Annotated in this window: 21 protein-coding genes; 6 read left to right on the top strand and 15 right to left on the bottom strand. The window is 59.3% G+C overall.

Going from position 1 to position 25,687, the window contains the following annotated elements; genetic code table 11:
- From hflK to G5179_RS13435, 9 genes are all read right to left on the bottom strand, one after another.
- Nucleotides 1–1,149 (bottom strand): FtsH protease activity modulator HflK, encoded by a 1,149-nt coding sequence (hflK, locus tag G5179_RS13475; protein ID WP_216952924.1) that lies wholly within the window; start codon nucleotides 1,147–1,149, stop codon nucleotides 1–3.
- 90 nt (nucleotides 1,150–1,239) lie between these two features.
- Nucleotides 1,240–2,526: a ribosome rescue GTPase HflX gene (gene hflX / locus G5179_RS13470; protein ID WP_227341990.1), complete on the bottom strand. Its 1,287-nt coding sequence runs from the start codon at nucleotides 2,524–2,526 to the stop codon at nucleotides 1,240–1,242.
- A gap of 63 nt (nucleotides 2,527–2,589) precedes the next feature.
- Nucleotides 2,590–2,853 carry an RNA chaperone Hfq gene (hfq, locus tag G5179_RS13465; protein WP_216980178.1) on the bottom strand — a complete coding sequence of 88 codons (264 nt, stop codon included), beginning with the start codon at nucleotides 2,851–2,853 and terminating at the stop codon, nucleotides 2,590–2,592.
- 72 nt (nucleotides 2,854–2,925) lie between these two features.
- Entirely contained in the window at nucleotides 2,926–3,855 is a 930-nt protein-coding gene (gene miaA, locus G5179_RS13460) for a tRNA (adenosine(37)-N6)-dimethylallyltransferase MiaA (protein ID WP_421258531.1), read from the bottom strand.
- Entirely contained in the window at nucleotides 3,845–5,713 is a 1,869-nt protein-coding gene (gene mutL / locus G5179_RS13455; protein WP_421258547.1) for a DNA mismatch repair endonuclease MutL, read from the bottom strand. The genes miaA and mutL overlap by 11 nt, the downstream gene beginning before the upstream one ends.
- Before the next feature lie 213 nt (nucleotides 5,714–5,926).
- Complete coding sequence (locus G5179_RS13450) at nucleotides 5,927–6,088, bottom strand: hypothetical protein (protein WP_323913175.1); 162 nt, start codon at nucleotides 6,086–6,088, stop codon at nucleotides 5,927–5,929.
- Nucleotides 6,089–6,101: 13 nt separating this feature from the next.
- On the bottom strand, nucleotides 6,102–7,793 hold the full coding sequence (locus G5179_RS13445) for an N-acetylmuramoyl-L-alanine amidase (RefSeq protein WP_254204557.1): 1,692 nt from the start codon (nucleotides 7,791–7,793) through the stop codon (nucleotides 6,102–6,104).
- Nucleotides 7,794–7,816: 23 nt separating this feature from the next.
- On the bottom strand, nucleotides 7,817–8,290 hold the full coding sequence (tsaE, locus tag G5179_RS13440) for a tRNA (adenosine(37)-N6)-threonylcarbamoyltransferase complex ATPase subunit type 1 TsaE (protein ID WP_005339056.1): 474 nt from the start codon (nucleotides 8,288–8,290) through the stop codon (nucleotides 7,817–7,819).
- A gap of 10 nt (nucleotides 8,291–8,300) precedes the next feature.
- Complete coding sequence (locus G5179_RS13435; protein ID WP_245095004.1) at nucleotides 8,301–9,812, bottom strand: NAD(P)H-hydrate dehydratase; 1,512 nt, start codon at nucleotides 9,810–9,812, stop codon at nucleotides 8,301–8,303.
- 60 nt (nucleotides 9,813–9,872) lie between these two features.
- Here G5179_RS13435 and queG point away from each other — a divergent pair, with 60 nt between their 5' ends.
- Together queG and ppgK are read left to right on the top strand one after the other, a co-directional pair.
- A complete protein-coding gene (gene queG, locus G5179_RS13430) occupies nucleotides 9,873–11,027 on the top strand; it encodes a tRNA epoxyqueuosine(34) reductase QueG (protein WP_421258530.1) in 1,155 nt (384 codons plus the stop codon).
- A 109-nt stretch (nucleotides 11,028–11,136) separates the two neighbouring features.
- Nucleotides 11,137–11,880 (top strand): polyphosphate--glucose phosphotransferase, encoded by a 744-nt coding sequence (ppgK, locus tag G5179_RS13425; protein ID WP_421212542.1) that lies wholly within the window; start codon nucleotides 11,137–11,139, stop codon nucleotides 11,878–11,880.
- A 100-nt stretch (nucleotides 11,881–11,980) separates the two neighbouring features.
- Here ppgK and G5179_RS13420 read toward each other — a convergent pair whose 3' ends face one another.
- Nucleotides 11,981–12,436 (bottom strand): hypothetical protein, encoded by a 456-nt coding sequence (locus G5179_RS13420; protein ID WP_236348117.1) that lies wholly within the window; start codon nucleotides 12,434–12,436, stop codon nucleotides 11,981–11,983.
- A 504-nt stretch (nucleotides 12,437–12,940) separates the two neighbouring features.
- Here G5179_RS13420 and metN point away from each other — a divergent pair.
- From metN to rfaH, 4 genes are all read left to right on the top strand, one after another.
- The gene (metN, locus tag G5179_RS13415) at nucleotides 12,941–13,984 is read left to right on the top strand and encodes a methionine ABC transporter ATP-binding protein MetN (protein WP_204419570.1); all 1,044 of its coding nucleotides are present in this window, start codon (nucleotides 12,941–12,943) and stop codon (nucleotides 13,982–13,984) included.
- Nucleotides 13,965–14,618: a methionine ABC transporter permease gene (locus tag G5179_RS13410; protein WP_005339070.1), complete on the top strand. Its 654-nt coding sequence runs from the start codon at nucleotides 13,965–13,967 to the stop codon at nucleotides 14,616–14,618. Before metN ends, G5179_RS13410 begins: the two co-directional genes overlap by 20 nt.
- A gap of 25 nt (nucleotides 14,619–14,643) precedes the next feature.
- A complete protein-coding gene (metQ, locus tag G5179_RS13405; RefSeq protein WP_005349258.1) occupies nucleotides 14,644–15,444 on the top strand; it encodes a methionine ABC transporter substrate-binding lipoprotein MetQ in 801 nt (266 codons plus the stop codon).
- Between the two features lie 96 nt (nucleotides 15,445–15,540).
- The gene (gene rfaH / locus G5179_RS13400) at nucleotides 15,541–16,041 is read left to right on the top strand and encodes a transcription/translation regulatory transformer protein RfaH (RefSeq protein ID WP_005339074.1); all 501 of its coding nucleotides are present in this window, start codon (nucleotides 15,541–15,543) and stop codon (nucleotides 16,039–16,041) included.
- A gap of 53 nt (nucleotides 16,042–16,094) precedes the next feature.
- Here rfaH and G5179_RS13395 read toward each other — a convergent pair whose 3' ends face one another.
- The 5 genes from G5179_RS13395 to dgt form a co-directional block, all read right to left on the bottom strand.
- Complete coding sequence (locus tag G5179_RS13395; protein WP_216952921.1) at nucleotides 16,095–18,071, bottom strand: HAMP domain-containing methyl-accepting chemotaxis protein; 1,977 nt, start codon at nucleotides 18,069–18,071, stop codon at nucleotides 16,095–16,097.
- Nucleotides 18,072–18,110: 39 nt separating this feature from the next.
- Nucleotides 18,111–19,322 carry an EAL domain-containing response regulator gene (locus tag G5179_RS13390; protein ID WP_216952920.1) on the bottom strand — a complete coding sequence of 404 codons (1,212 nt, stop codon included), beginning with the start codon at nucleotides 19,320–19,322 and terminating at the stop codon, nucleotides 18,111–18,113.
- The gene (locus tag G5179_RS13385; RefSeq protein ID WP_216952919.1) at nucleotides 19,303–23,553 is read right to left on the bottom strand and encodes an ATP-binding protein; all 4,251 of its coding nucleotides are present in this window, start codon (nucleotides 23,551–23,553) and stop codon (nucleotides 19,303–19,305) included. Before G5179_RS13385 ends, G5179_RS13390 begins: the two co-directional genes overlap by 20 nt.
- A 221-nt stretch (nucleotides 23,554–23,774) precedes the next feature.
- Nucleotides 23,775–23,978 (bottom strand): hypothetical protein, encoded by a 204-nt coding sequence (locus G5179_RS13380; protein WP_216952918.1) that lies wholly within the window; start codon nucleotides 23,976–23,978, stop codon nucleotides 23,775–23,777.
- Nucleotides 23,979–24,297: 319 nt separating this feature from the next.
- Nucleotides 24,298–25,662 (bottom strand): dGTPase, encoded by a 1,365-nt coding sequence (gene dgt, locus G5179_RS13375; protein WP_421258529.1) that lies wholly within the window; start codon nucleotides 25,660–25,662, stop codon nucleotides 24,298–24,300.
- Nucleotides 25,663–25,687: the final 25 nt, after the last annotated feature.

Here is a 25,687-nt window from a genome sequence, read left to right as displayed (position 1 = left end):
TCAGTTTCTCCCTGAGCTGAAGCGGTCACCGCTACGCAGCGGCGTCGGAGTGGAGTTGGCGCCCTCGTTGGAAGCTGGCGTGGACTCGATGGTCGGCGCAGCAGCTGGACGCCCCTGCTGGACGCTCGCCTGCTTGCCAGCCAACTTGTCGAGCGGCAGATAGATCATGCTGTTGTTGCCAGCCGGCATGTCGACCACCACTTTATTGGCCTGCTGATAGAGCTCTTCCATGGTCTCCAGGTAGATACGATTGCGTGTCAGATCGGGCGCAGCTTGATACTGGGGCAGCAGCTCGTTGAAGCGGGCCACTTCACCCTGGGCTTTCAGCACAATCTGGGACTTGTAGGCTTCCGCCTCCTGCTCCAGACGCTTGACCTGACCACGGGCCTTCGGCTCGACTTCACGGGCATAGGCTTCAGCCTCGCGGATGAAGCGTTGCTCATCTTCCTGAGCGGCAATGGCGTCATCAAACGCATCCTTCACCTCTTCCGGCGGACGAGCCGGCAAGAAGTTGACGTCGACGATCTGCAGACCCATCTGGTAAGGCTCGATGATGCCATCAATCACCTGCCAGGTCTCCTGACGCACCTTCTCACGACCGGTGGTCAGCACGTCGTCCATCTTGGTGTGGCCCACAACATAACGCAGGGCACTGTCGGTGGCCTGACTCAGGCTCTCGTCAGCATTCGTTACGCTAAACAGATACTGCTCGGGGTTGACGACACGGTACTGCACGTCCATCTCGACCCGCACCACGTTTTCATCCTGAGTCAGCATGAAACCGGAAGCAGGCAGCGAGCGCACGGACTCGACATCCACCGGGATCACCTTGTCGATAAAGGTGGGATTCCAGCGCAGACCCGGCTCGACAATATGGGAAAACTTGCCAAACCGCAGCACTGCACCACGTTCCGCTTCACGAATGGTGTAGAAGCCGCTGACGACCCACACCACCACAGCCACAACCAGCGCGATGGAGATACCAAAGCGACCTACATCGCCGCCAGATTTGCCGCCACCAAACAAGCCACCGAAACGGCGGCTCACTTTGCGCAGCATTTCATCCAGATCAGGGGGTCCCTGATTCTTGCCGTTATTCCCCCAAGGGTCACGGTCTTTGCCGTTGTTACCAGGCTCATTCCAAGCCATCAGCGTCTCCATTAATACATGCGGATGGATATCATCTCTATCGGGCCATCATACGTTGAGAAGCCCCTAAGGGTTCACTTCATCGACGAATCAATGCCTGATAAAGCGTTGTAAACTCTCACCTTCCTGCTTTACGAGGCGGTTCCAGTCGGCCACTTGCAAGCGGACTTCCAGCACGAAATCTCCCTCCTCGCTAAAGCCTTCCTGCTCAATGCCCTTCAACTGATAAAGCGCACTGCGCAATCTTGCTGCCGAGGGTGGCAACTGCAGGGTGTGGTGCACCATGGAGCCGGCCAGCAGTTCAGTCAGCGCCGTAAACAGATGCTCACAACCTTCACCAGTCTGAGCCGACAGCCAGACGCGCACTGGGCGCCCCTCGTCATCTCGCTCCAGACCAGCAGGACGATCCGCCAGCTTGTCGATCTTGTTGCAGATCATCAGCTGAGGCCTGTCGTCAGCTTCAATTTCGGCCAGCACCTGCTGCACGGAGTCGATATTCTCCTGCATCTGCTCATCGGCACAGTCCACCACATGCAGCAGCAGATCCGCTTCGCGGGTCTCCTGCAGGGTCGCTTTGAAGGCCGCGACCAGATCATGGGGCAAGTGTCGAATAAATCCAACTGTATCCGCCAAAATCACATCACCCACATCCCGGATCACCAGTTTACGCAGGGTGGGATCCAGAGTTGCGAACAATTGGTCGGCAGCATACACGCTGGCAGCTGTAAGTTGGTTGAACAAAGTGGACTTTCCGGCGTTGGTGTAACCAACCAGTGACACCGTCGGCACTTCGTTGCGGTTGCGGGCGCGGCGTCCCTGCTCCCGCTGCTTGGCCACCTTGTCGAGCCGACGCAAAATCGCCTTGATGCGTTCCCGCAGCAGACGTCGGTCAGTTTCAAGTTGGGTTTCACCCGGGCCACGCAGACCGATCCCGCCCTTTTGACGCTCAAGGTGGGTCCAGCCTCGCACCAGGCGAGTGGAAAGGTGGCGTAACTGGGCCAGTTCGACCTGCAGTTTACCTTCATGGGTTCGGGCGCGCTGGGCGAAGATGTCGAGGATCAGACCGGTTCTGTCCACCACCCGGCACTGGAACAGACGTTCCAGATTTCGTTCCTGGGCAGGAGTCAGGGCATGGTTGAAGATCACCACATCCGCATCCAGCATCTGGACCTGGGACGCGATCTCTTCAGCCTTGCCGCTGCCGACAAAAAATTTGGCACTGGGCGCACTACGACTGGTGGTGATGACCGCCAGCGCATTTACACCGGCAGAACTCACCAACATCTTGAGCTCTTCCAGATCCTCCCGCTCACCCTCATCACTGAAGTTGACATGCACCAGAACGGCCTGTTCGCCAGCTTCATAACGGTCAAACAAGCGCTTGCTCCTTAACAGGAATCATGATGAATCTGAGTTGGCGAGTCGACTCGCCCAGGGATATCACGCCTCGGCATCACCCTGATCATCAGCCGCGCCACCCGGAGTGGGCTGGTGATGATTAACGGCACGGGCCGGTACGACAGTCGAGATGGCGTGCTTGTAAACCATCTGACTCACGGTGTTTTTCAGCAGGATAACAAACTGGTCAAAAGACTCGATCTGACCTTGCAGTTTGATGCCGTTCACCAAATAGATAGAAACAGGAATCCGCTCACGGCGCAGCGCATTCAAAAACGGGTCTTGGAGAGATTGCCCCTTAGCCATTTTTCTTTTCCTTATAGTTTGTTGTTTTTAAACACCGAATATCAATATAACAACCTGATTATACAGGGAGTGTCAAGCCGCACCAGCGCGAGCAAGCACGCGGTCGAGATTGCCAGACTCACCAGATTCCAACCAGGTCACGTCGGGCCAGCCGCGTAACCAGGTCATCTGTCGTTTTGCCAATTGGCGTGTGGCAACAATGCCACGATAACGCATCTCATCATACCCCACTTCACCGCACAGGTAGTCCCACATTTGGCGATAACCCACACAGCGAATGGAGGGGAGATCCGGGGTCAGATCGCCGCGCGCCATCAGCGCACGAACCTCCTGTTCAAAGCCACCTTGCAGCATCTTGTCAAAGCGCTGTTCGATACGCTGATGCAGCAAGGCACGCTCGCTCGGGGCGATGGCAAACTGCAGCACCCGATAGGGCAAGCCCTCCCCCTGCACCTGCGTCAGCTCGGTAAGGGTCTTGCCGCTGATGCGGTAGACCTCCAGCGCCCGGGAGAGTCGCTGCGGATCATTGGGGTGGATCCGCGCCCCGGCCACCGGGTCGATGCGTACCAGCTCATCGTGCAGCGCCTGCCAACCGAGGCGGGCAGCCTCTTCCTCAATCCCGGCTCGAATGGCGGGATCGGCGGAGGGCAGCGGAGACAATCCCTCCAGCAACGCCTTGAAATAGAGCATGGTACCGCCCACCAGCAGCGGAATGCGGCCGCGATCGGCGATCTCTTTCATCTCCCGCAGGGCATCCTTGCAAAAATCGGCCGCAGAATAGCTCACTGCGGGATCAAGAATGTCGATCAGCCGGTGCGGGGCCCGTGCCAGCTCATCGGCAGTCGGCTTGGCCGTACCTATATCCATGCCACGATAGATCAGCGCAGAATCGACGCTGATGATGTCGCAAGGCAATGCCTGACACAGTTCAATGGCGAGATCCGTCTTGCCGGAGGCCGTCGGCCCCATCAGAAAAATTGCGGTCGGCAAGTCACTCGCCATGTTCAAACTCCTCCAGCACGGTCGCCAATGAAAGCGGGCGTACCATGCGAATATCTGTCAGTTGGTCAGCGTGAGCGGCTACAAGTTCCGTCAGCAGACGACTGGCAGTTGAAAAATCGTATATCTTCTCGCGGCTTATCCCCTGCTCCACCAGCCATTGGCATAATACTTCAGCCTGCTGACCAGCATCACTGTCAGATCCGCCTTCGATAATTTGCAGCAATTCGGGTAACAGACGCACCAGATCGGTCTGGCGCAGCAGAGCCGGCACCCGAGTCAGGATCATGGTGTCGCGCCCCCCGCTTTTCAACTCCAGCCCCATCCGTTTCAGCAAACGTTCCTGCTCGGTCACCAGCGCGATCAAATTCTTCGGCAATTTGAAGGAGACCGGCAGCAACAGCGGCTGGGCAGCCAGTCCCTGGCCCCAGGTCTCCAGCAGCCAGTGGCGCAGCAGTACCCGCTCGGCGCGTACCAGCGAGAGCAGCGCCAGCTGATTATCACGCTCGATCAACAGGTAGGCCTGCTCCACCAGTGTCAGGGCACGACATCCCCCCTGTTTGGGTGACGGCACTGGATCAGTGGGCTGCGCAGGAGCAGCCTCAGCTGCGATAGGAAGCGTAGTGAGCAGAGCGCCCATGCCGCGCATCGCCTCCCGGCTTGGGGGCTCGGGCGGTTGATAGTTGCTGGCTCGGCCTGCACCACCACCGTTCCCTTCCCGCACCTGTGCAGGTGCCCGGTAGCTGTGCTCGGCACCGTACCACTCGGTACGCGGAGCCTGACCGGGATATTCGCTCTGCGGGCTGACCGGCAGCTCGACCAGGGTTTCGGCCAGCGGAGTGTCCTGATGAGCGGCGCTGACCCCTTCGCGACGCAGCGCAGTAAACAGCGCCTGAAAAATAAAGTCGTGGATCAACCGCGCCTGATGAAACCGTACCTCATGCTTGGCCGGGTGGACGTTGACATCCACCTGACGGGGATCCAGCTCGATATAGAGCACATAGGCTGCAAAACGGTCAGCGGGCAGCAGCTCGTCATAGGCCTGACGAATGGCATGATTGATGAGCTTGTCACGCATCATCCGACCGTTGACGTAGGTGTATTGCAGGTCGTTCTGCGGTCTTGCCCCCTCCGGGGTTGCCAGCCAGCCCCACAGACGCACGTCGCTATGCTCGCTCTCTACCGCCAGCGCATGGTGCATGAAGGGGGTGCCGCAAACGGCGGCGAGACGTCGCTCCTGCTCCGGCACGGTATTGGCGGCCTTGTACTGGCGCACCACCTTGCCATTGTGGCGCAGGATCAGGGTGGCATCGAAGCGGGAGAGCGCGATGCGGCGCACCAGCTCGTCAATATGGGCAAACTCGGTCTTTTCGCTGCGCATGAATTTGCGCCGCGCGGGTGTATTAAAGAAGAGATCCACCACCTCCACCGTGGTGCCCACCGGATGGGCCGCAGGCTTGATGGTGACGCTCATCTCGCGCCCTTCCGCCTGGGCTTGCCAGGCTTCGGACTGCTCGGCGGTGCGGGAGGTGAAGGTGAGACGGGAGACAGAGCTGATGGAGGCGAGCGCCTCGCCACGAAAACCGAGGCTGTTGATCCCTTCCAGATCATCCAGCGTGGCCACCTTGGAGGTTGCATGACGCGACAGCGCAAGTACCAGCTCATCTTTGGCGACACCGCTGCCGTTGTCACGGATGCGGATCAGCTTGGCGCCCCCCTTGTCGATGTCGATCTCGACCCGGTCGGCCCCCGCATCCAGGCTGTTCTCCACCAGCTCTTTCACCACAGAAGAGGGCCGCTCCACCACCTCTCCGGCTGCAATCTGGTTGGCCAGAATGGGTGGCAAAATACGGATCGGCATCATTTACTCCTGAATTTCAATCTTGCGGATAGGGAGCCGTTCCACCACCTCTCCACCAACCGGAATCTGGTTGGCCAAGATAGGGGGCAATATACGGATCGGCATCACTTACTCCTGAATTTCAATCTTGCGGATAGAGAGCCGTTCCACCACCTCTCCACCAACCGGAATCTGGTTGGCCAAGATAGGGGGCAATATACGGATCGGCATCACTTACTCCTGAATTTCAATCTTGCGGATAGAGAGCCGTTCCACCACCTCTCCACCAACCGGAATCTGGTTGGCCAGGATAGGGGGTAATATACGGATCGGCATCACTTGCTCCTGAATTTCAATCTTGCTGATGGTATTGGCTAACAGCGAGAGCGGTATCACCCGCTCCCGCGCGTCAGTTTTGCGGAATGTAGAGTACCTGCCCTACCTGAATATTCCGCGATTTGAGCTTGTTGATCTCTACCAGTCGCGCCTGACTCACCCCATGCTTCTCGGCAAGGCGGGAGAGACTCTCCCCCCGCTTGACCACATGGCGGATCATCTGCGACTTGTCATCACTGCGAACGGGGGCGGCAGCGCGGCTCTGCCCCTGCTGGGGAATATAGATGGTCTGACCAATCTGAATATCCCGGCTGCGCAGCTGGTTGATCTCTACCAAAGTGGATTGACTCACTCCATGCTTCTCGGCAAGGCGAGAGAGACTCTCGCCACGTTTGACCACATGGCGGAGCATCCGAGATTTGTCATAGTCGCCCACATTGCTAACCGGCGCACCAGAATCTTGCGCAGCCTCAGAATAGGGCTTGATCACACCGGCACCTGAACCGGTCGCAGTAGCGCCGTCACGCACTGTAGCCGGCATCTTGTTGGTCACCACCGGCTGCGACTGCACCGGCTTGGGCTGGCTCACCGGCTGCGAAGCTACCGGTGCAGAGCGAGTGGTCGCAGCAGGCCTGCTCGCCTGTCCCTTGCCGGTCAGCATGGCCCCCTTGGTCGGGTGGGCGCGGTAATAGTTGCGGATCCCCTCGAAAATGGCGCGGGCCAGCTGATCCTGATAGCTTGAGGTGGCCAGCAGCTTCTCTTCCGCATGGTTGGAGATAAAGCCGGTTTCGACCAGCACCGAGGGAATATCCGGCGCCTTCAGCACAGCCAGACTGGCATGCTCCGGCGCCTTCTTGTGCAGTCGGGCAACCTTGCCCAACGAGCGCAGGATCTGACGGCTGACGTCGTAGCCTTCGGCACGGGACTTGTCCATTGAGAGGTCGAGGAAGGTCTGCGCCAGATAGGGGTTGGGATCGGATTCCGCCAATACCTTGCCAACCCCGCCCAGCAGCTCACCCTGCTTCTCCTGCTTCTCCAGCCAGCTTCCCATCTCGCGGTTGGCACGGTTGGTCGAGAGGACCCAGACAGAGGCGCCACGCGGAGTGGAGTTATGGAAGCTGTCCGCATGGACCGACACCAGCAGATCCGCCTTGGCCTTGCGGGCAATCTCGGAACGCTTGTTGAGGTCGACGAAATAGTCGCCACGACGGGTCAGCACGGCGCGCATCCCCGGCTCGCGGTCGATCAGCGCGGCCAGCTTCTGGGAGACCGCCAGCGTCACTCGCTTCTCATAGGTACGACGTGGACCGATGGAGCCCGGGTCTTCCCCACCGTGGCCTGGGTCGATGGCAATCACCACCCCCTTGCCCTTGCCACCCACTGGTGTGGCTTGTACCGCAGCAGCCGACCGCTTCTCTTCATAAGGTAGATCGATCACCAGACGGTGACCATAAGGCCCGGCTGGTGCCAGCGGAAAGACCACCGGCTTGATGGCTGAGCTGAGATCCAGTACCAGCCGCAGGCCACCCTTCTCCAGCGGAGTGCTCTCACGTATCTTGCGCACCAGCTCGCTGTTGTTCTCGACCTGGGCCAGATTGGCAGCGTTGCTCGCCCCTTTCAGATCGATCACCAATCTATCGGGGCCAGCCAGGGTGAAGTAGTTGTAGTTGGGGGCACTGCTCATATCGAGCACCACCCGGGTATTATCCGGTGATGGCCAGATTCGCACACTCTTGAGCTGATTCGCCCAGGAGGGTAATGCCATCAAGGAGAGAGCAATAACAAGGATCAAGCGCACGTAGATGACAACCGTTCCAGAATGGCTTCGCCAATAGCAGTGCGAGCCTCTATCAGAACCTCGCGCTGCTCGCCTACATAGGTGAGGGTAATTTCCAGGTCTGGGGCCGGTAACCAGCCCTCGCCCTTCTCGGACCACTCCACCAGACAGAGAGTATTGGCGGCAAAATAGTCCCGAATGCCCATGAATTCCAGCTCTTCCGGATCAGCCAGGCGATAGAGATCGAAATGGTAGACCTGCCAGCCATCGAGTTCGTAGGGCTCGACCAGGGTGTAAGTCGGGCTTTTTACCTTGCCCTGATGGCCAAGGCCCTGCACCCAGCCGCGGGTAAGGGTGGTTTTACCGGCGCCAAGCGTGCCATGCAAAAACACTGTAGTCGCCTGCTGGCAGGCCTGTGCCAGACGGCCACCAAGTGCCACGGTTGCTGCCTCGTCCGGCAGTGTCATCATCAACTGTTTTGCCATGTTCTTCTTTTTAACTTGTAATGGTGTCGGGATTAACCAGTTTGCGGATCAGCGGCAGCAAGTCTGACGCCAGCATGCCCCGCTCGCCGTCAGCGGCGGCCTGATCTGCAGCCTCGCCGTGGATCACGGCGCCCAGCCAGCTTGCCATGGTGGCAGACCAGCCCTGGGCCAAAAGGGCGGCGATTATACCAGATAACAGATCGCCCATGCCGCCACTTGCCATGCCGGGATTGCCTTCACAACAGAGAGCGACCCGCTCGCCGTCATAAATAAGTGTTCCCGCCCCTTTTAACAAAACCACACCGCCATAACGCCGCTGCAGTGCCTGCACGGCGGCAAACCGGTCGGTTTCAATGTCGGCAATGGAGCATCCCAGCAGGCGCGCTGCTTCGCCGGGATGGGGCGTGAGCACCCAATTATCCTGATGGCGGGGAGATTGCGCCAGCCAATTCAATCCATCGGCGTCCAAAACCAGTGGCAGCCGTTCGGTGAGATAACGGGTGATTTGTACTCTTCCCCACTCATCCTGACCGAGCCCGGGGCCAATGACCCGCACCGACGCCCACCCCTCGTAATCAGCGCTGGTGAGACTCATCAGTTCGGGTTGATAGAGGCTGACCGGCGAATGTTCCGGATGCTGACACACCCGCACCAGCCCGGCCCCCGCCCGCAGGCAGGCGCGAGCCGCCAGCACGATGGCCCCCTGCATGCCGCGATTGCCCCCCACCAGCAGCACCTTGCCATAAGAGCCCTTGTGGGAAGCGCGCGGGCGCGGGGTCAGCAGCGTGCTGAGCTGCGGATAATCGATACGCCAGGCGGCGGGCAGCATAGCTTCATCAGGCGTCACGCCTAGGGGATCACAGTCGAGCTGGCCGACACAATCCACCCCGTCGCCGGTGAGCATTCCCTGCTTGATACCGATAAAGGTGAGGGTGCGAGTGGCCTGCACCACGGCCCCCATGGCACGGCCGGTATCGCCGTTGAGGCCGGAGGGGAGATCCACCGCCAGCACGGGCACAGCCAAGCCATTGATTGTTGCGACGATCTTTGTCAGTAGTGGCGAGAGGGACGTGTTGACGCCGGTGCCAAGCAGGGCATCGACCACCAGATCCGGGGTGGTGTGCTGGTCCTTATCAAACTGCTCGGCCAGCCAGACCCGGCCACCGGCCGCCAGCCACTCATCGGCGGCCCGTCTGGCATCCCCCTTCAGCTGGTCGGGTGCTCTGGCGGCAATCACCACCACCTCGATGCCAATCTGGCGGGCAAGGCGGGCCAGCACATAGCCATCACCGCCGTTATTACCGGGGCCGACGAAAATCCACCAGCAGCGACTGTCGGGCCAATGCAGGGTGGCATAGGTGCGCAGCGCGGCACCGGCTCGCTCCATCAGGGCATAGAGAGGTTGCCCCTCACGCGCGGCCCAGTTGCGCTCCAGTGCGCGGATCTGTTCAGTCTGCCACAACCCCTGTGGTAAACTGCTCCCCTCTTTTGTGCCCAACGCGCCCCTGATGATCTCTACCATGACGGCTCCCGCCTCTTATCAATCGACCCACGCCAGCAAACACCGGCCAGGCCAAGCCGCATGAGCGCACCTGACTTCCACCAGCTGGCCCACGATATCAAGCTCTGGGCACGGGAGCTAGGTTTTGACCAGGCGGGCATCACCGACACCGATCTGCGTATCGAAGAGCCGAGATTGCAGGCCTGGCTGGATGCGGGCTATCACGGCAGCATGGATTACATGGCGCGCCACGGCATGATGCGCGCGCGCCCCCACGAGCTGTTGCCGGGCACGATGCGGGTGTTGTCGGTGCGGATGAACTACCTACCGTTCGAGGCGGGCTTCGCCGCTACCCTGCGCGATCCGACTCTCGGCTATATCAGCCGCTATACTCTCGGTCGCGACTACCACAAGGTGCTGCGCAACCGGCTCAAACAGCTGGGTGATCGCATCGAAGCGCGCTGCGCCGAGCTGTTTCAAGGCACTGAAGAGACCTTGGGTGAGTGGCGCCCCTTCGTCGACTCCGCCCCCATCCTCGAGCGGCCACTGGCGGCCAAGGCGGGTCTCGGCTGGGTTGGCAAACACTCACTGCTGCTCAACGAATCGGCTGGCTCCTTCTTCTTTCTCGGTGAGCTGTTGATCAACCTGCCGCTGCCGCTCGACCAGCCAGTGGAGAAGGAGCTGTGTGGCAAGTGCGTCGCCTGCATCAACATCTGCCCGACCGGCGCCATTGTCGCCCCCTATGTGGTAGATGGCCGCCGCTGCATCTCCTATCTCACCATCGAGAACGATGGCCCTATTCCGGAAGAGTTCAGGCCCTTGATGGGCAACCGCATCTATGGCTGTGACGACTGCCAGCTTATCTGCCCCTGGAATCGCTATGCCGATGCCAGCCCGGAACCCGATTTCAGCCCCCGCCCCAGCCTGCATCGCCCGCCCCTGCTGGACCTGTGGTGCTGGAGCGAGGCCGAGTTCCTCAAACAGACCGAGGGGAGCCCGATCCGCCGCATCGGCTATCAACGCTGGCGCCGCAATCTGGCGGTAGCCCTTGGCAACGGCCCGGCGACCCCCGAGGTAATCGCCGCCCTGCAACTGGGACTGACCACCGCCGAGCCTATGGTGGCCGAACATATCGAATGGGCGCTGGCCACTCTGGCACTGCGTCAGGATGAGGAGAACAAGAAAACCCGTTTGCTGATCCGCTGCATCGAAAAAGGTTTGCCGGATCACGCATAAGTGATCTGCCCCTTGCCGGATTGCAGCACTTTTTTCATGCTCTGCCGACCCGTCGTGATCAACCCTGCGATCAAGACAACATGGTCGGCACACTAAAAGGACATTACAGATGCAAATGTTGGGAGTGGATATTGGAGGCTCGGGGATCAAGGGTTGCCTGGTCGACACCGAAACAGGCGAACTGATCGGCGAGCGTCATCGCATTGCCACACCGCAACCGGCCACCCCGGCCGCCATCGCCCATACCCTCAAGGCACTGGTCGAACACTTCGACTGGAAAGGGCCGGTGGGCTGCGGTTTTCCAGCCACCATCCACAACGGGGTTGCCAAGAGTGCCGCCAACATCGACAAGAGCTGGATTGAGACCGATGCCGAACATCTGTTTGCCGATGTCACCGGCAAACCCTGCTATGTGCTGAACGATGCCGATGCAGCGGGTCTGGCCGAGATGCGCTTTGGCGCAGGTAAAGATCGCAAGGGGGTCATCATCCTCATCACGGTCGGCACCGGTATCGGCACCGCCATCTTCGTCAACGGCCATCTGCTGCCCAACACCGAGCTGGGTCACCTGATGCTGGAAGGAATGGTCGCCGAGCACTACTGCTCCGATGCGGTGCGCAAACGGGAAGATCTCTCCTGGAACCGCTGGGGCAAGCGCTTCAACAAGTATCTGGCCCGCCTCGAGTTTCTCTTCTCCCCCGACCTCTTCATTCTGGGGGGAGGCAGCGCCGCCAAGCTGGATAAATTTGTCGATCGCATCGAGACCCGGGCACCGCTGATTCCGGCGGCCAGCCTCAATCAGGCAGGTATTATCGGAGCCGCTCTCTACGCAGCCGAACGGCATCAGAGCTGATTGCCCAGCAACACAGTCCCTTATAACCCTCCTATAAAAGAAGGGCCCGGCATGGCTGCCGAGCCCTTCTTTTTATCTGCGTACCAATCCTTCCGGTTTCCTACATATCATCAAGCCGATGCACCCCATGCACCAGACGGTGCAGGCGCGTCTGTTCCAACGCAGCCAGATTGTCGAGCATGGTTGCAGTAGCAGGCGTCGGACACTCCCGAGCCAGATGACCCAACTCACCGACCAGCTGCTCCTCCCAGCGACAAACCAGCGCAAGGATCTCCCCGGTTTGAGCCGAGGCTGGCAGCTCGCAACCGGTAATGGCAGGCAGCATATCCTCGCTAAAACCCTGCTCCAGCCAGGTTTCCCTGACCGCCTCTCCCAGTTGAGCGGCATATTCGTGCAGATGGGCACTAGCCGCATCCTCACGCCCTTGCAGATAGACCAGCAACATCCGGCTGCGTTCGCTGTCCACCTGACTGGTCAAACGCCCGTAACAGAGTCCGAGCTGGTGATGAACCTGCTCAAGATAGTGCAGCAACTCTTTGATCTGTTGGAATCTCATCGCACTGCCCTCCATGCTTGTCGACAACATCAGTATAAAAAACCGGCGCCACCGACCCAATCCCTATCCGAGCCCCTCTTGCGCTGCATCAAGGTTGACACCGACAAAGTGGCGATCAGGTGATCCGGTCACGAATAGGGAACGATTTGTGCAGCAATTTGTGTAACGATGGAGGAGCATTAAGCTAGACAGCAGATGTGAACAGAAACGAGCTAACACACTAATAAAACCAGCCTTACCCGGCATAAACCATCTTTAATTCGGTTATCTGCCGCAGGGACGAAACAGGATCTGGATGAGCAACAATACCATTCTGATCGTTATCCGCCTGACAGAAATCCTTATCACTTTTTTAGACGTCTAGACGTAAAAACATGCGTTGACATGGCCATCCAGACATCTTAGCATCATCCTCCATGATGACAGAGTAACCCAGTGGAACCTCTGCCCAATTTTCCCGCCTGTAGCGCCCTGTGCTTTAAGGCTGTTAGCACGGAAGAATCCATGATTAAGTTGATCGGTCTCAACAAAGTCTACGGTACAGGCAGTGATGCCGTGCACGCCCTGCGTGATGTGAGTCTGCATGTACCCCAAGGCAAAATTTTCGGGGTGATCGGTGCCTCCGGTGCCGGCAAGAGTACCCTCATTCGTTGTGTCAACCTGCTGGAGCGCCCGACAGAGGGTCAAGTCATCGTTGATGGCCAGGATCTGGTCGCCCTGAGCGAACGGGATCTGACCCAGGCTCGCCGCCAGATCGGGATGATTTTCCAGCACTTCAACCTGCTTGCCTCCCGCACCGTCTCCGCCAACATCGCCTTTCCGCTGGAGCTGGCAGGCTGGAGCAAAGAGAAGATCCAGCAACGGGTTGCCGAGTTGCTGGCACTGGTCGGGCTGGAAGCCCGTGCCCAGGCCTATCCGTCCGAGCTTTCCGGCGGTCAGAAACAGCGCGTCGCCATTGCCCGCGCACTGGCACCGGCCCCCAAGGTACTGCTGTGTGACGAGGCCACCTCGGCTCTCGACCCGCAGACCACCCGCTCGATCCTGACCCTGCTCAAGGAGATCAACGTCAAGCTGGGGCTCACCATCCTGCTCATTACCCACGAGATGGACGTGGTGAAAGGGATTTGTGACGAAGTGGCCATCATCAGCGATGGTCGCCTGATCGAGCAGGGCGAAGTGGCCTGGTTCTTCAGCAACGCCAAGACCCAGCTGGCTCGTGACTTCATCCACTCCACCATCCATCTGGAGGTACCGCAGGAGTATCAGGATCGGATGAGCAGCGAGCGGGTGCCAGGCAGCTACCCGCTGGTGAAGCTTGGCTTTACCGGCAGCACGGTCGATACGCCGCTGATCTCCGAGGCGAGCCGCCGTTTCAATATCGACATCAGCATTCTGAGCGCGGACATCGAGTACGCCGGTGGCGTCAAATTCGGTTTCCTGCTGGCCGAGCTGTTCGGGGATGAAGCCCAGTGCGAGGCGACCCAGCAGTTCCTTATCGACAACCACATTCAGCTGGAGGTAATGGGCTATGTCCGAAGCCATGATTAATCTGCTCATCACGGCCCTGGGCGACACCCTGATCATGGTGTTTGCCTCCGCCCTGTTCGGCTGCCTGCTGGGCCTGCCACTCGGCGTAGCGCTGCATGTGACCAAGGCGGGCCAGATCCTGGCCAACCCCTTGCTCAACCGTACTCTGGGCATGGTGGTCAACGTGGGTCGCTCGGTGCCCTTTATCATCCTGCTGGTCGCCATCATTCCGCTGACCCGGCTGATTGTCGGCACCAGTATCGGCACCATCGCTGCCATAGTGCCGCTGACTGTCGGTTGCATCCCTTTCATCGCTCGTCTGGTGGAAGGGGCCCTGATGGAAGTGCCGGACGGCCTGCTGGAAGCGGCCAAGGCGATGGGCGCCAAACCGCTGCAAATCATCACCAAGGTGCTGCTGCCCGAGGCTCTGCCCGGCATCCTCAACAGCGTCACCATTACCCTCGTCACTCTGGTGAACTACTCGGCCATGGCCGGGGCTATCGGTGGCGGTGGTCTGGGGGATGTGGGTATTCGTTATGGTTATCAGCGCTTTGACCCGACCGTCATGCTGGTGACCGTGGTTATCCTGGTAGTACTGGTTCAACTTATCCAGAGCGCGGGTGAGCGCCTGGTCAACAAATGTGATCATCGTTAATCGTCGATTTCTGACAGGAGGTTTTATGAAATTTGGCATCAAATCCGTTGCGGCAGCTCTGCTGGCTGGTCTGGTACTGGCCGGTTGCGGTCAAAAAGAAGAGAGCAAGGTTCTGAAAGTGGGCGCTATTGCCGGCCCCGAGACCGAACTGGTTGAAGTGGCTGCCAAGGTCGCCAAAGAGAAATACGGTCTGACCGTCGAGGTGGTCAACTTCTCCGACTACGTAACCCCGAACGTGGCGCTGAACGATGGCAGCATCGACGTCAACGCCTTCCAGCACAAACCCTATCTGGATGCGCAGGTGCGTGATCGCGGCTTCAAGCTGGTGCCGGTTGGCAACACCTTCGTCTATCCGATTGCCGGTTACTCGAAGAAGATCAAGGCGCTGAGCGAGCTGCAAGATGGCGCCCAGATCGCGGTACCGAACGATCCGACCAACCTGGGCCGCTCCCTGATCCTGCTGGCCAAACAGGGTCTGATCACCCTGAAGGATGGTGCCGGTCTGGAAGCCACCGTACTGGATATCGCCAGCAACCCGCGCAACTTCAAGATTGTCGAGCTGGAAGCAGCCCAGCTGCCGCGCTCGCTGGAAGACGTGGACTTGGCCATCATCAACAACACCTTCGCCGGTCAGATTGGTCTGACCCCGACCGAGAACGGTCTGTTTGTTGAGGACAAAGAGTCCCCCTACGTCAACCTGATCGTCGCCCGTGACAACAACAAGGATGACGAGAAGGTCAAACAGTTCGTACAGTCTTTCCAGACCGATGACGTCTACAAGAAAGGGTTGGAGCTGTTCAAAGGCGGCCTGGTAAAAGGTTGGTAATTGCTCACTCGGCAAAAAAGGCCACGCAATGCGTGGCCTTTTTTATTGGCGCCGCTATCATATCCGCGAGCACGGCAACACGAACATACTCATAACATGAAAAAATGGTATCTGGCCTACTGCAAGCCAAAAGAAGAGGCCCGCGCCCGCGCCCACCTCGATGCCCAGGGTATCGAATCCTATTACCCCATGGTGGAGATCGAGAAGCTGCGCCGGGGCAAGCGAGTTCCGGTACGGGAACCCATGTTCCCCAACTACCTGTTTATCTTTGTCGATTTGGAAGAGGTGACACCGGTCACCCTGAAATCGACCCGCGGCATCAGCAGAATCATCCACTTTGGCAGTGAATGGACCCCCATCAGCAGCAAGCTGGTCTATCAGCTGATGAGCCGCGATGACAGCGACGAGGCGAGAGCCAGCTACGCCAGCCTGCCCTGCTCGGGCGACAAGGTGCTGATTGAAGAGGGGCCGCTTGCCGGCTTCGAAGCCATCTATATGGAGCCGGATGGAGAGAAACGTGCGATTTTGCTGGTCAGCCTGCTCAACCGGGAGACCACCAGCAGCTTCGACAACCACACCTTCAGACGTCTGGACTAAACCCACGGGCCAGACGGCACGATAAATCGCAATGGCGGGATGATCCCGCCATCTCACGCGTCAAGATCAAAGCGGGCGATGACCGCCTTCAGCTTGCCGGTATCGCCAGCCAGTCTGGCTACGATCTCCTCCCCCTGCTGACTGCGCAGACAGGATTGCCGACTGAGCGCAGCAATGTCATCGACCGTTCCGGCTACCTCCGCGGCCACCCGCGACTGCTGCTCGGTTGCCACCGAAATGGCCTGCAGCTGGCCCGACAGCGAGTGCACCAGCTCGTTCATGGCACTCAGGGTATCGGTCACCAATCCAACGGCATCCCGCCCCTGCTCCACCAGCCGGGTGCCGCTGCTGACGGTACTCACCGTCTGGCGAGTCTGCCGGGAGATGGCTGCAATAGTCTGGCTGATCTCGGCGGTTGATTGATGGGTGCGGGTCGCCAGCTGGCGCACCTCGTCGGCCACCACCGCAAAACCGCGCCCCTGCTCGCCTGCCCGTGCCGCTTCTATCGCCGCATTGAGTGCCAGCAGATTGGTCTGCTCCGCAATGGTGGCGATCACCTCGGTGATCTGCCCCACCTGTTCACTCTGATGCTCCAGCAGCCCCATGGCCTCGTTGGCCTGCCCAATCATGGCGGCAATCTGCTGCATGGTATCGCTCATTCGCGCCAGCGCAGCCTCTCCCTGACGGGTCTGCTGCTGCACCTGCTGGGCACTATCCGCCACACCGGCAATGTTGCCAGCCACATCACGGGCACTCACTGACATCTGATCGATAGCTGCCGCCACCGCATCGACCCGCTGATCCTGCTCCGTCAGATCCGCCACTATGGCTCTGGTGGTGTTGCCCACATCAAGACAGGCCTCTTCGACCTGTCCCACTGCGCCCTGCAACTCGCCGACCAGATCACGTAACTGGGCAGACATCCGGTTGATGGAGCCGGTCAATCCACCCAGCTCATCCTGACCCGTTATCGGCAAGGGCTCGGCAGCCAACCGACCATCCGCAACCAGCCCCGCCCGGATCACCAGACTGGCAATGTCACGGGTCAGACGACGGCTAAAGAGCCAGGCGACCAGCATGCCAAGCACGATGGCACTGCCGGTGGCCAACATTAGTGTCTGGTTGATGGCCCTTCCGGCTCCGGTCATCTGCGCCGAAATCTGATCCACCTCGGCGCGGGTTTTATTCACCTGCTGGACCAACTGCTCGCTGAGGCTGGACTGCATCGGCTCGATGTCGGTGGCCATCAGGTAGTTGGCCTGATCCCAATCCGGCGCCTGGCGCTTCTCGATCACCTGCCCCACCAGCTCGGAGAAGGGGGTCGCCATCTCTTCAAACAGCTGCCAGAGGCTCTGCTGGGTATCGGTAAAGAGCGCGGCTTGCTGCTTCACCTCAGCCACCCGCTGCTGGTGAAACTGGTAGTAATCCTGATACTTGCTGCGGTATTCGGGATCGCCTGAGATGAGAAAATCCCTCAGGGCAGAGAGGGAATTGGCGAGGCTGTTGTAGGCATCTCCCACCTGCTTGAGCAGCATGCGGCGATCGCCCGCGAGCTGATCCTGCGAGGTCGCCACCTCCTCATTGGCAAAGGATTGCAGCTGATCGAGCGCAGCCTCCGCCAGCGGCCCCGCCTCCTGCAGCATCAGGGTGTGAGCGGGCAGATTCTCTTCACTCTGGGCTATGGTCCACACCTTCTCCTGATGGCTTTTGAAGGTCTCGAGAGACTTGGCGAGCGCCGGGCTGAAGGCCTGATGGGCAATGGCCTGCCAGGCCGACTCCCACTCCTGCTTGAGGCGGGAAGCCTGAGCCGGATCCTTGCCGAGGATCAGATAGCCACGCAGGGCAGAAACGGTGGCAACCAGAGCCTTCTGGCTCGCCTCATCCCGCTGCAGAGCGGGCAGCGCCTGCTCCAACAGGGTGTGTTGGGCCTGATTGATCTGGGTCAGCCGGTAATAGACCAGCGCGGAGGAGAGCAGGATCAGCAGGTTGATAAAACCGAAGCTGAGCAGCAACTTGCTTGAGATTTTCATGAACATCCTTGTTCAAACGGAGGGATCCAGCCAACAGAATCAGATAGATATCAGTGTAGGCAATCTATCTTGCCAAGCCCGGTGCCACTCTTGCAACTCGCTGCGTGGCATCGGTCTGGCAGAGAAGAACCCCTGACAAACATCGCAGCCCAACTTTGCCAGCAACCGCCAGGTCTGCTCATCCTCTACCCCTTCAGCCACCGACTTGAGGCCCAACTTGCGCGCCAGCTCGATACTGGACTCGATAATGGCCAGACGGGATGGGTCTTCAAAACAGCGGTCGACAAAGGAGCGATCCAGCTTCAGTTCGGTAAAGGGCAGCAGCGCCAGTTGCTGCATGGAGGAGTAGCCGGTACCGAAGTCATCAATGGCGAGGCCAAAGCCGTGCATCCGCAGCCGGGTCAGCACCTCCAGCGACTTGCCCAGATCCTGTACAAAGGCGCTCTCGGTCACCTCCAGGGTGATAAGCTCGGGGTTGATGCTCCAGCGTTGACACTGATTGATCAGGGAATTGCACAGATCGCCCTCGATCAGCGAGGTAGTGGAGAGGTTCATCGACAGATTGAGCGAGAGTCCGGTCTCTTCCCACAAGTGACCATCACTAAGGGATTTGCCGATGATCACTTCAGTCAACTGATCGATCAGTCCGTTGCGCTCCGCCAGTGGAATAAAACGCCCCGGAGAGATCAGGCCGTACTCCGGGTGCTGCCAGCGGGCCAGCGCCTCCATCCCGACCCACTCGCCGGAGGCAAAGCTCACCTTGGGCTGATACCAGGGCAGCAACTGATCCTGCTCGAGTGCACGGCACAACTCATCCAGGCCGATCCTGTGCCCCTCCTCCTCCCTGGCAGGCTCCTCCCGGGGTGACCAAGCATCGATCAGCAGCTTGAGCTGCTGCTGGGTAGAGGGTTTCTCTATGCGGCCGAGCACCTGCAAGCCATAGGCGGCACTCATCCGCAACACGGCCTCCACCACATCGTCTTCAAGGGCGCTGGAGAGGATAATCCCCCCGCGAAAACCGCCCAGTGACAGGCGGCGCAGCAGTGCCATGCCATCCATGCCCGGCATCCGCAGGTCGCAAAACAGGATATCGACGGCGTGTTGCTGGCTCAGTACCAGCGCCTCGGCACCATCGGCCGCCTCCAGCAGATTCTGGTAACCCAGGCTGCGGACCTGGTGCAGCAGCGCCTTGCGCTGAAATCCATGGTCTTCCACGACCATAATGACCAACTCATGTTGTGCTTTTTTCATCGAGCCATAATCCAATGTCGTGGGCGATCGCCGTCATCAATAGCTGCACCTTGCTGGTCAGCTCATCCAGTTCCTCAAGCTGCTTCAATCTGGCAGCCGACTCCAGCCTGGCAGCCTGTGTGGCCAGCTCCTGCAGCCCGACCATGCGGGCTGCCCCCTTGATCCGGTGGGCAGTTTCTACCAGTACGCTGAAATCATGGCAAGCCAGCGCAGCCATCATATGAGCCCCATCCTGACGATTGGAGTCGAGATATTCCGCCGCCATCGCCCGCGCCGTCGGCTCATCGCCAAACAGGGTCAACCAGCGTTCAGCCTGAACGGCCAGCACATCATCGACCGCCATCACCGCTGTATCGCCCGCCGGTACCGACTCAGCGAGCCAGTGTGCCAGCAGCTGGCGCAGGGTATCCAGCGGGTAGGGCTTGAACAGCATGTCACTCATTCCCGCTTCCACCATACGGGCATGAGCCTCTTCCGAGGTATCCGCCGTCACCCCGATAATGGGCGCCGTCACGCCCGCAGCCCGCAGCGCCTTGGTCAGGGCATAGCCATCCATCACCGGCATGTGGCAATCGGTCAGCAACAGGGAGAATGGCTGCCCCTGCCAGGCCCGCAACGCCTTTTCGCCATCTTCCACTACCTGGGATTCAATTCCGAGGATAGCCAGTTGTCGTGCCAGCAGGGCGCGATTGACCGGATGATCATCAGCCACCAGCACCCGTCCTCCCAGCTTGTCGGCCAGCGCAGGCAAAACCGGGGCGACCCGTTCCTGCAGCAGTTCGAGACAACTCTCCAGCAGCAGGTCCGGGTAGAGAGGAGAGAGCCCCAATCGCCACCACAACTGACCGCCGATCCGGCCGCGAAGAGCCTCGTTCGGTGACGCTATGATCCCTCTCAATGAGACATGCTGCAACCATCCCTGCCACTCACCGCCGAGGGCCTGCTCCAACCACAGCTGATCAGCCAGCAGCAACCCTTCCAGTGAGCGGTTGAGCTGGCTGGCATCCAGATGCCTTAGCTTGGCGCCCAACCGCCGCATGGCCGCCTCGAGGCTGGCATCGGCGCTGAAAAACCACCATTCGGTGCCAGCCAGCGGGGGCGCATCCCATTGAGGGTTGGTCAGCGGCACGGTAAAGCGGAAACGGGATCCCTCTCCCGCCTTGCTGGTCAGGGTGAGTTCGCCCCCCATTTTGCGCACCAGCTGATCACAGATTGCCAGCCCCAGCCCGGTACCACCAAAGCGGCGATTGATGTCGGACTCCACCTGCTCAAACGGAGTGAACAACAATGCCTGTTTCTCCTCGGCAATCCCGATACCGGTATCGCGGATACTGATAGCAAGCTGATCGCGCAGGTAGCTGACCCGGATGGAGACCTCCCCCTGTTCGGTGAACTTTACCGCATTGTTGAGCAGATTGGAGATCACCTGACCGACCCGTACCCCGTCGATATCGGCCCAATCAGGTACATGCTGGCCCCACTCCAGCGTCACGTTGAGCCCCTTGCTATGGGCCAGGGTAGCGTGGCCACGGATCGCATCGCAGATCACCGTCTGCAACCGGCTGACCTGACAATGCAGTTGCAACTGACCCGCCTCGATCTTGGAGAAATCGAGTATGTCGTTGACCAGATAGAGCAGGTTGTTGGTCGAGGTGACCACATTACGCACCATGTAACGTTGATCGTCGTTGAGCTCGCTCATTTGCAACAACTCGAGCATGCCGTGCATGCCGGAGATGGGGGTGCGTAACTCGTGGCTCATGGTGGCCAGAAAGCGGCTGCGCGCCTGCATCGCCTGCTCGGCATAAGCACGTGCCTCGCGCAGCTCATGCTCCTGCTGCTTGAGGGCCGTGATGTCCTGAATCACCCCGTTGAGGATCAGCGCCTGCTGCTCCTGACGGACAAAATTGCCGCGTACCTGCAGATAGCGATCCCCGTCAGGGCGCTCCACCTTGACCTCCAGATCGAGGGGGGCCAGGGTCTCGGCATGGTTGGCCACCTTGCTGACAAACTCCTGCAGGGCCTGTTCGGTAAAGCCAAATACCTCACCACCCGATTCAGCGTTAAATAAATCCTGATGAGATACCCCCAGGATCTCGTTGGCCCCCTGAGAGGCATAAAGAAAGCGTCCCTTGCCCGGCCCCAGCCACAGATACTGGTAGACTACGCCGGGCATGCTGTCGGTGATCTGGGTCAGGCGAGTTTCAGCCTGACGAGCACGCTCCTCGGCTTCCTTGATACGGCTGACATCGGTCAGCACTGTCAGCACACCCCGCATGTTGCCATCGGGGTCCCGGTAAGGGCGCTTGGCATAGATAACATGAAAAGGGGTGCCATCGGCACGCAAGCTATTGCCGGCCCCCTCCAGCTCCTGGCCGCTTTGCCATATCCTGCGCTCCTCTTCCAGCACGCTCGCACGCAGGGGCTCGGGGATGCTTTGCAGGTCGTCAAGCGCCTCGCCATTGACATCAACGAGAAAGGCATCGCGATAAGCCCGGTTGCAGAGGGTTATACGCTGCTCGCTGTCGCGCAATGCCACCATGGTCGGCAATGAGTTGAGCAGGGTCTGTACAAACAGCAACTGTTCGTTGAGTTTGCTCTCTGCGATTTTCCGCTGCGCAATCTGGCGACGCAGGCTGCGGGCCCAGAACATCACCAGCAGACCGCAGGTCAACAAGGCCACTCCGCCCAGCGCCAGCCACTTGTAGAACTGGCTGTAATCGGATTCGACATTTACCGAAACATTGAGCCAGCGCCGCTCCAGCAGTTGCCACTCCTCATCCGTGATGGTCAGCAACAGCTTGTCCATGATCCGCAGCAGCTCGGGCTGCCTGATATCAACGGCCATGCTGATGGGCACGGAAAACTCGGGGGAGCTCAGCACCACCTGATACTTTTCGTTGAAGCCCTTCATGGCCTGCTGCCCCAGATTGGTCATGGTCAACAGCACATACTCGGCTTTCCCCGTATCAAGCAGGGTAAGCAGCTCGGTATCCTTGCCCACTTCAATGACGTTGCCACCATGGGCGCTGATAAGAGAAGCCTCATAAGAACCGGTCACGCCACCAATCAGGCGCCCTTTCAGCTCCGCCAGCGACTTCAACGGGCGTGCGCCGCGCCGGGATACCACATAGCTGTCGAATTTAAGGTAGGAGGAGCTGAAGGAGGCAAATGCCTCGCGATCCCTGAGCGGTGTCATCAGGGGGATCAGATCCACCTTGTGCTGTTTCAGCAGAGCCAGAGACTCTTGCCAGGTGCTGGTCGGCTCAAGTTCAAAGCGGATCCCCGAGCGCAGACTCAACAACTTCATCAAATCTGCCGCATAGCCGTGCAACACCCCTTCGTCATCAATCTCGCTGATACCGGCAAACGACGGCGCAACGGCAAACCTGACCACCTTGCTCTTCTTCTTTAACCAGGCTACCTCGTCTGGTTCCAGCAACAAACCCGCCTTGAAACGGCTGTCTTCCTGATTCAGCCGCAACCGGGCATCAGCCACCGGGATCCGCTGGTAGGCCTGCCAGATGCGATCCGTCAGCGCCGGGTCATGGGTACTGGTTGCAATGGTCAATGCACTACCGGGGATCCAGTCCGGGATCACAATCCCCATCGACTCAGGCAACCGCTCCATCTCCATGGCAATGATCGGCCCCAGAGCCAGATAAGCATCGGCCGCCCCCAGTTTGACCATATAGGTCGCCTCGTCACGGCTCTCCAGCTCGGTCACATGAGGCATCCCCAGTCGCGCTAGCTCATTGCAACTGCCAAAACCGCGAATACAGACCCAGCGAAGCTTGCGCGCCTGTTCCAGGGTCAAACGTTGATCCGGATGGCGCATCAAGATGGCGCGGGCGTAGGAGCCCAGATAGCCAATATGATTCATCCCCTCCAGCTCGAGCGCATCGAGCTCGACCCCGATCAAGGCATCAACTTGGCGTCTGTTCAGCGCACCACGGGCATCCACATAGGAGTTGTAGGAGACATAGCGCAGGGAGACCCCCATTTCTGCCGCAATACGCGAGGCCAGCTCCTTGAGCGGACCGGCATAGCGCTGATTGGGCAGTTCATAGAGGAACGGAGGATAACCACCACGGGGCACCCCGACCACCAACTCTTCATCAGCCGCACTCTGGTGGTCCGCCACTGCCTTTTCCAACTGGGGAACAGCAACAGCAGGCAGGCCGGAAAACAGCAGCAACAGGGGGAGAAAAAGCTGACGAAAGAGTGACATGAAGTCTTGTCCTGATGAGTAAAACAGATAGGCCACCATATCTAATCTTGCCGATCCTGGCGGAACAAGGCGAGAAAACATACGCATCTGTCACAAACGGGGCAGAGAGGATAGTGCCGGGGCACAGAAAAGTGAATAAAAAATCAACCTGCAAACACAAAAATGGCAGGCATTACGCCTGCCACATCACCACGGGGAGAGCGTTTACCCTCCCCTATGGATCAGGTTATTCGATTCCCGAGCCGAAAGCCGGTTTGATACTCGCTTTCGCGGATATGGGCGATCTGTCCCTCAAACCCTTCCAGACCAATATCTTTCAGCAGGGCAGGTGACAGACTGACCACGGCGAGGCGACGCTCAACCCGGGCGATCCGTTTTTGAACCAAAGACTCGACACCACGCAGTAAAATCAGTTCGATAGACATGACATTCTCCAGTTGAACATGCGGTTCTCCCGGAGAAAGTGGATATCACCCTGCGGGACGAACCGCGGGTGATAAAAAGACAGGGGTTACCTGTTTACGCCACGCGGTAAAAGAGCACGAGATTTCACGCCGCACGCAGTGCCGCGAGAGAATGCAAAATTGAGCATCAGATGTTGCATTTTCATCTCCTTACCGAGTAAAAGTTGAACAGGTTGCAGAAGTCTAAAAAATATCCGAATTTAAAACAAGCCTCTTGCGGCTCCTTTTTAAACGTTTTTACGGCATTTTATGCTGTCCGTCTGGCAACGATGCCAGCACATCAGATCCCCGAGAGTAGCCTGTACTCTTCCAGTACATAGGTATCCGTCATGCCGCTGACATAATCGAGCAGCAACCGCACCCGGTAATACCACTCCTGCTCGTTCTGGCAGGCAAAACGCTGATCCGGGGTGGCGATCGCCAATCGATAGGCCTTGAGATGGCGGGCCGAGAGGCGGTGATAGAGACGGCGCGCAAAGAACAGCGCCTGACTCCCCTCCCCGGCCAGCAGGCGAGCAAACTGTGGCGCTGGCAGCGCCAATAGACAGGCATAACTGGTCAGCACCCCGCGCAGCGCCGCATACCCCTCCAGCTCAAGCGCTTCCACTTCGGGGCGCATAAAGACCAGCTCGCGGGCCACCTGCTTGAGGATATCGAGCACCCGCGCCGCCGGCGCCTGACCATGCAGCAGTGCTTGCGGATAGGAGCCCTGCAAAATGGCATGATGTTCGCTGACATAGCTCTGCGCCGCCAGCGCAACCAGATCCCGGGTAAGTTGCTGGCGAAAATGGGGGAAAAAGCCCCGACCACTGGCAAGCGCGTCATCCAGCAAGGTGCCCATGTAGTCACTCTGGTCAGCAGCTCGCAGTGCCGCCAGCAGTTCACCCAGAGTCAGGATCCTCCGATCTACCGCATCTTCCAGATCGGCGATGCAGTAGGAGATATCATCGGCCGCCTCCATGATGTAGACCAGCGGATGACGGCATCCTGGGGCCAATCCCAGACTCTGGCCGAGGGCACGGTAGAGCGGCTGCTCGCTAAAGAAGATGCCCCGTTTGCTGCTCCAGCCATGATGTTGGCCATAGCTCACCCCGGGTTGAGGCTGCTGCGGGTATTTGCAGAGCGCCGCCAGTTGCCCGAGCGTCAGATTGAGCTCGTGCAGACTGTGCACCAGCCGCAAGCTCTGGGCGTTGCCATCAAACAGTTGCAGATCCTGACGCAGCTCAGCCCACTGGGTCGAGGGGGGCTGCGCCAGCGCCTGCTGATAGAGGGGATCGAGCATCTCGCCGAGCCACTGGCTCATCACCTGCTCGCCAAAGTGGCCAAACGGCGGGTTGCCCACGTCATGAAGCAGGCAGGACATCTCCACCAGATTGATAAAGGCCCCTTCGCAGACCATCCCGGCTGGCAAGGCGGCCAGAATACGGCGGCTGATCTGGCGACCGGTCTCCTGCACCTCCAGCGAGTGGGTGAGGCGACTGCGCACCGAGGCCTTCACATCGAGCGGAAAGACCTGGGTCTTCTGCTGCAACCGGCGCACTGGCGCCGCCTGCACGATACGGGCGCGATCCTGCTCGGTCGCCTCCAGCAAATCCTCGTCCCCCCAAGGGTGGATGCGCGCAGGGGTAATCAAACGGCTATACATCTTGCAGCTCCTTGCCAGCCACTTC

Origin of the sequence: Aeromonas sp. 600886 (genome assembly GCF_049174935.1) — a bacterium.
In the GTDB taxonomy this organism is placed as follows: domain Bacteria; phylum Pseudomonadota; class Gammaproteobacteria; order Enterobacterales; family Aeromonadaceae; genus Aeromonas; species Aeromonas veronii_A.
This window is presented reverse-complemented; position numbering and strand designations above follow the sequence as displayed.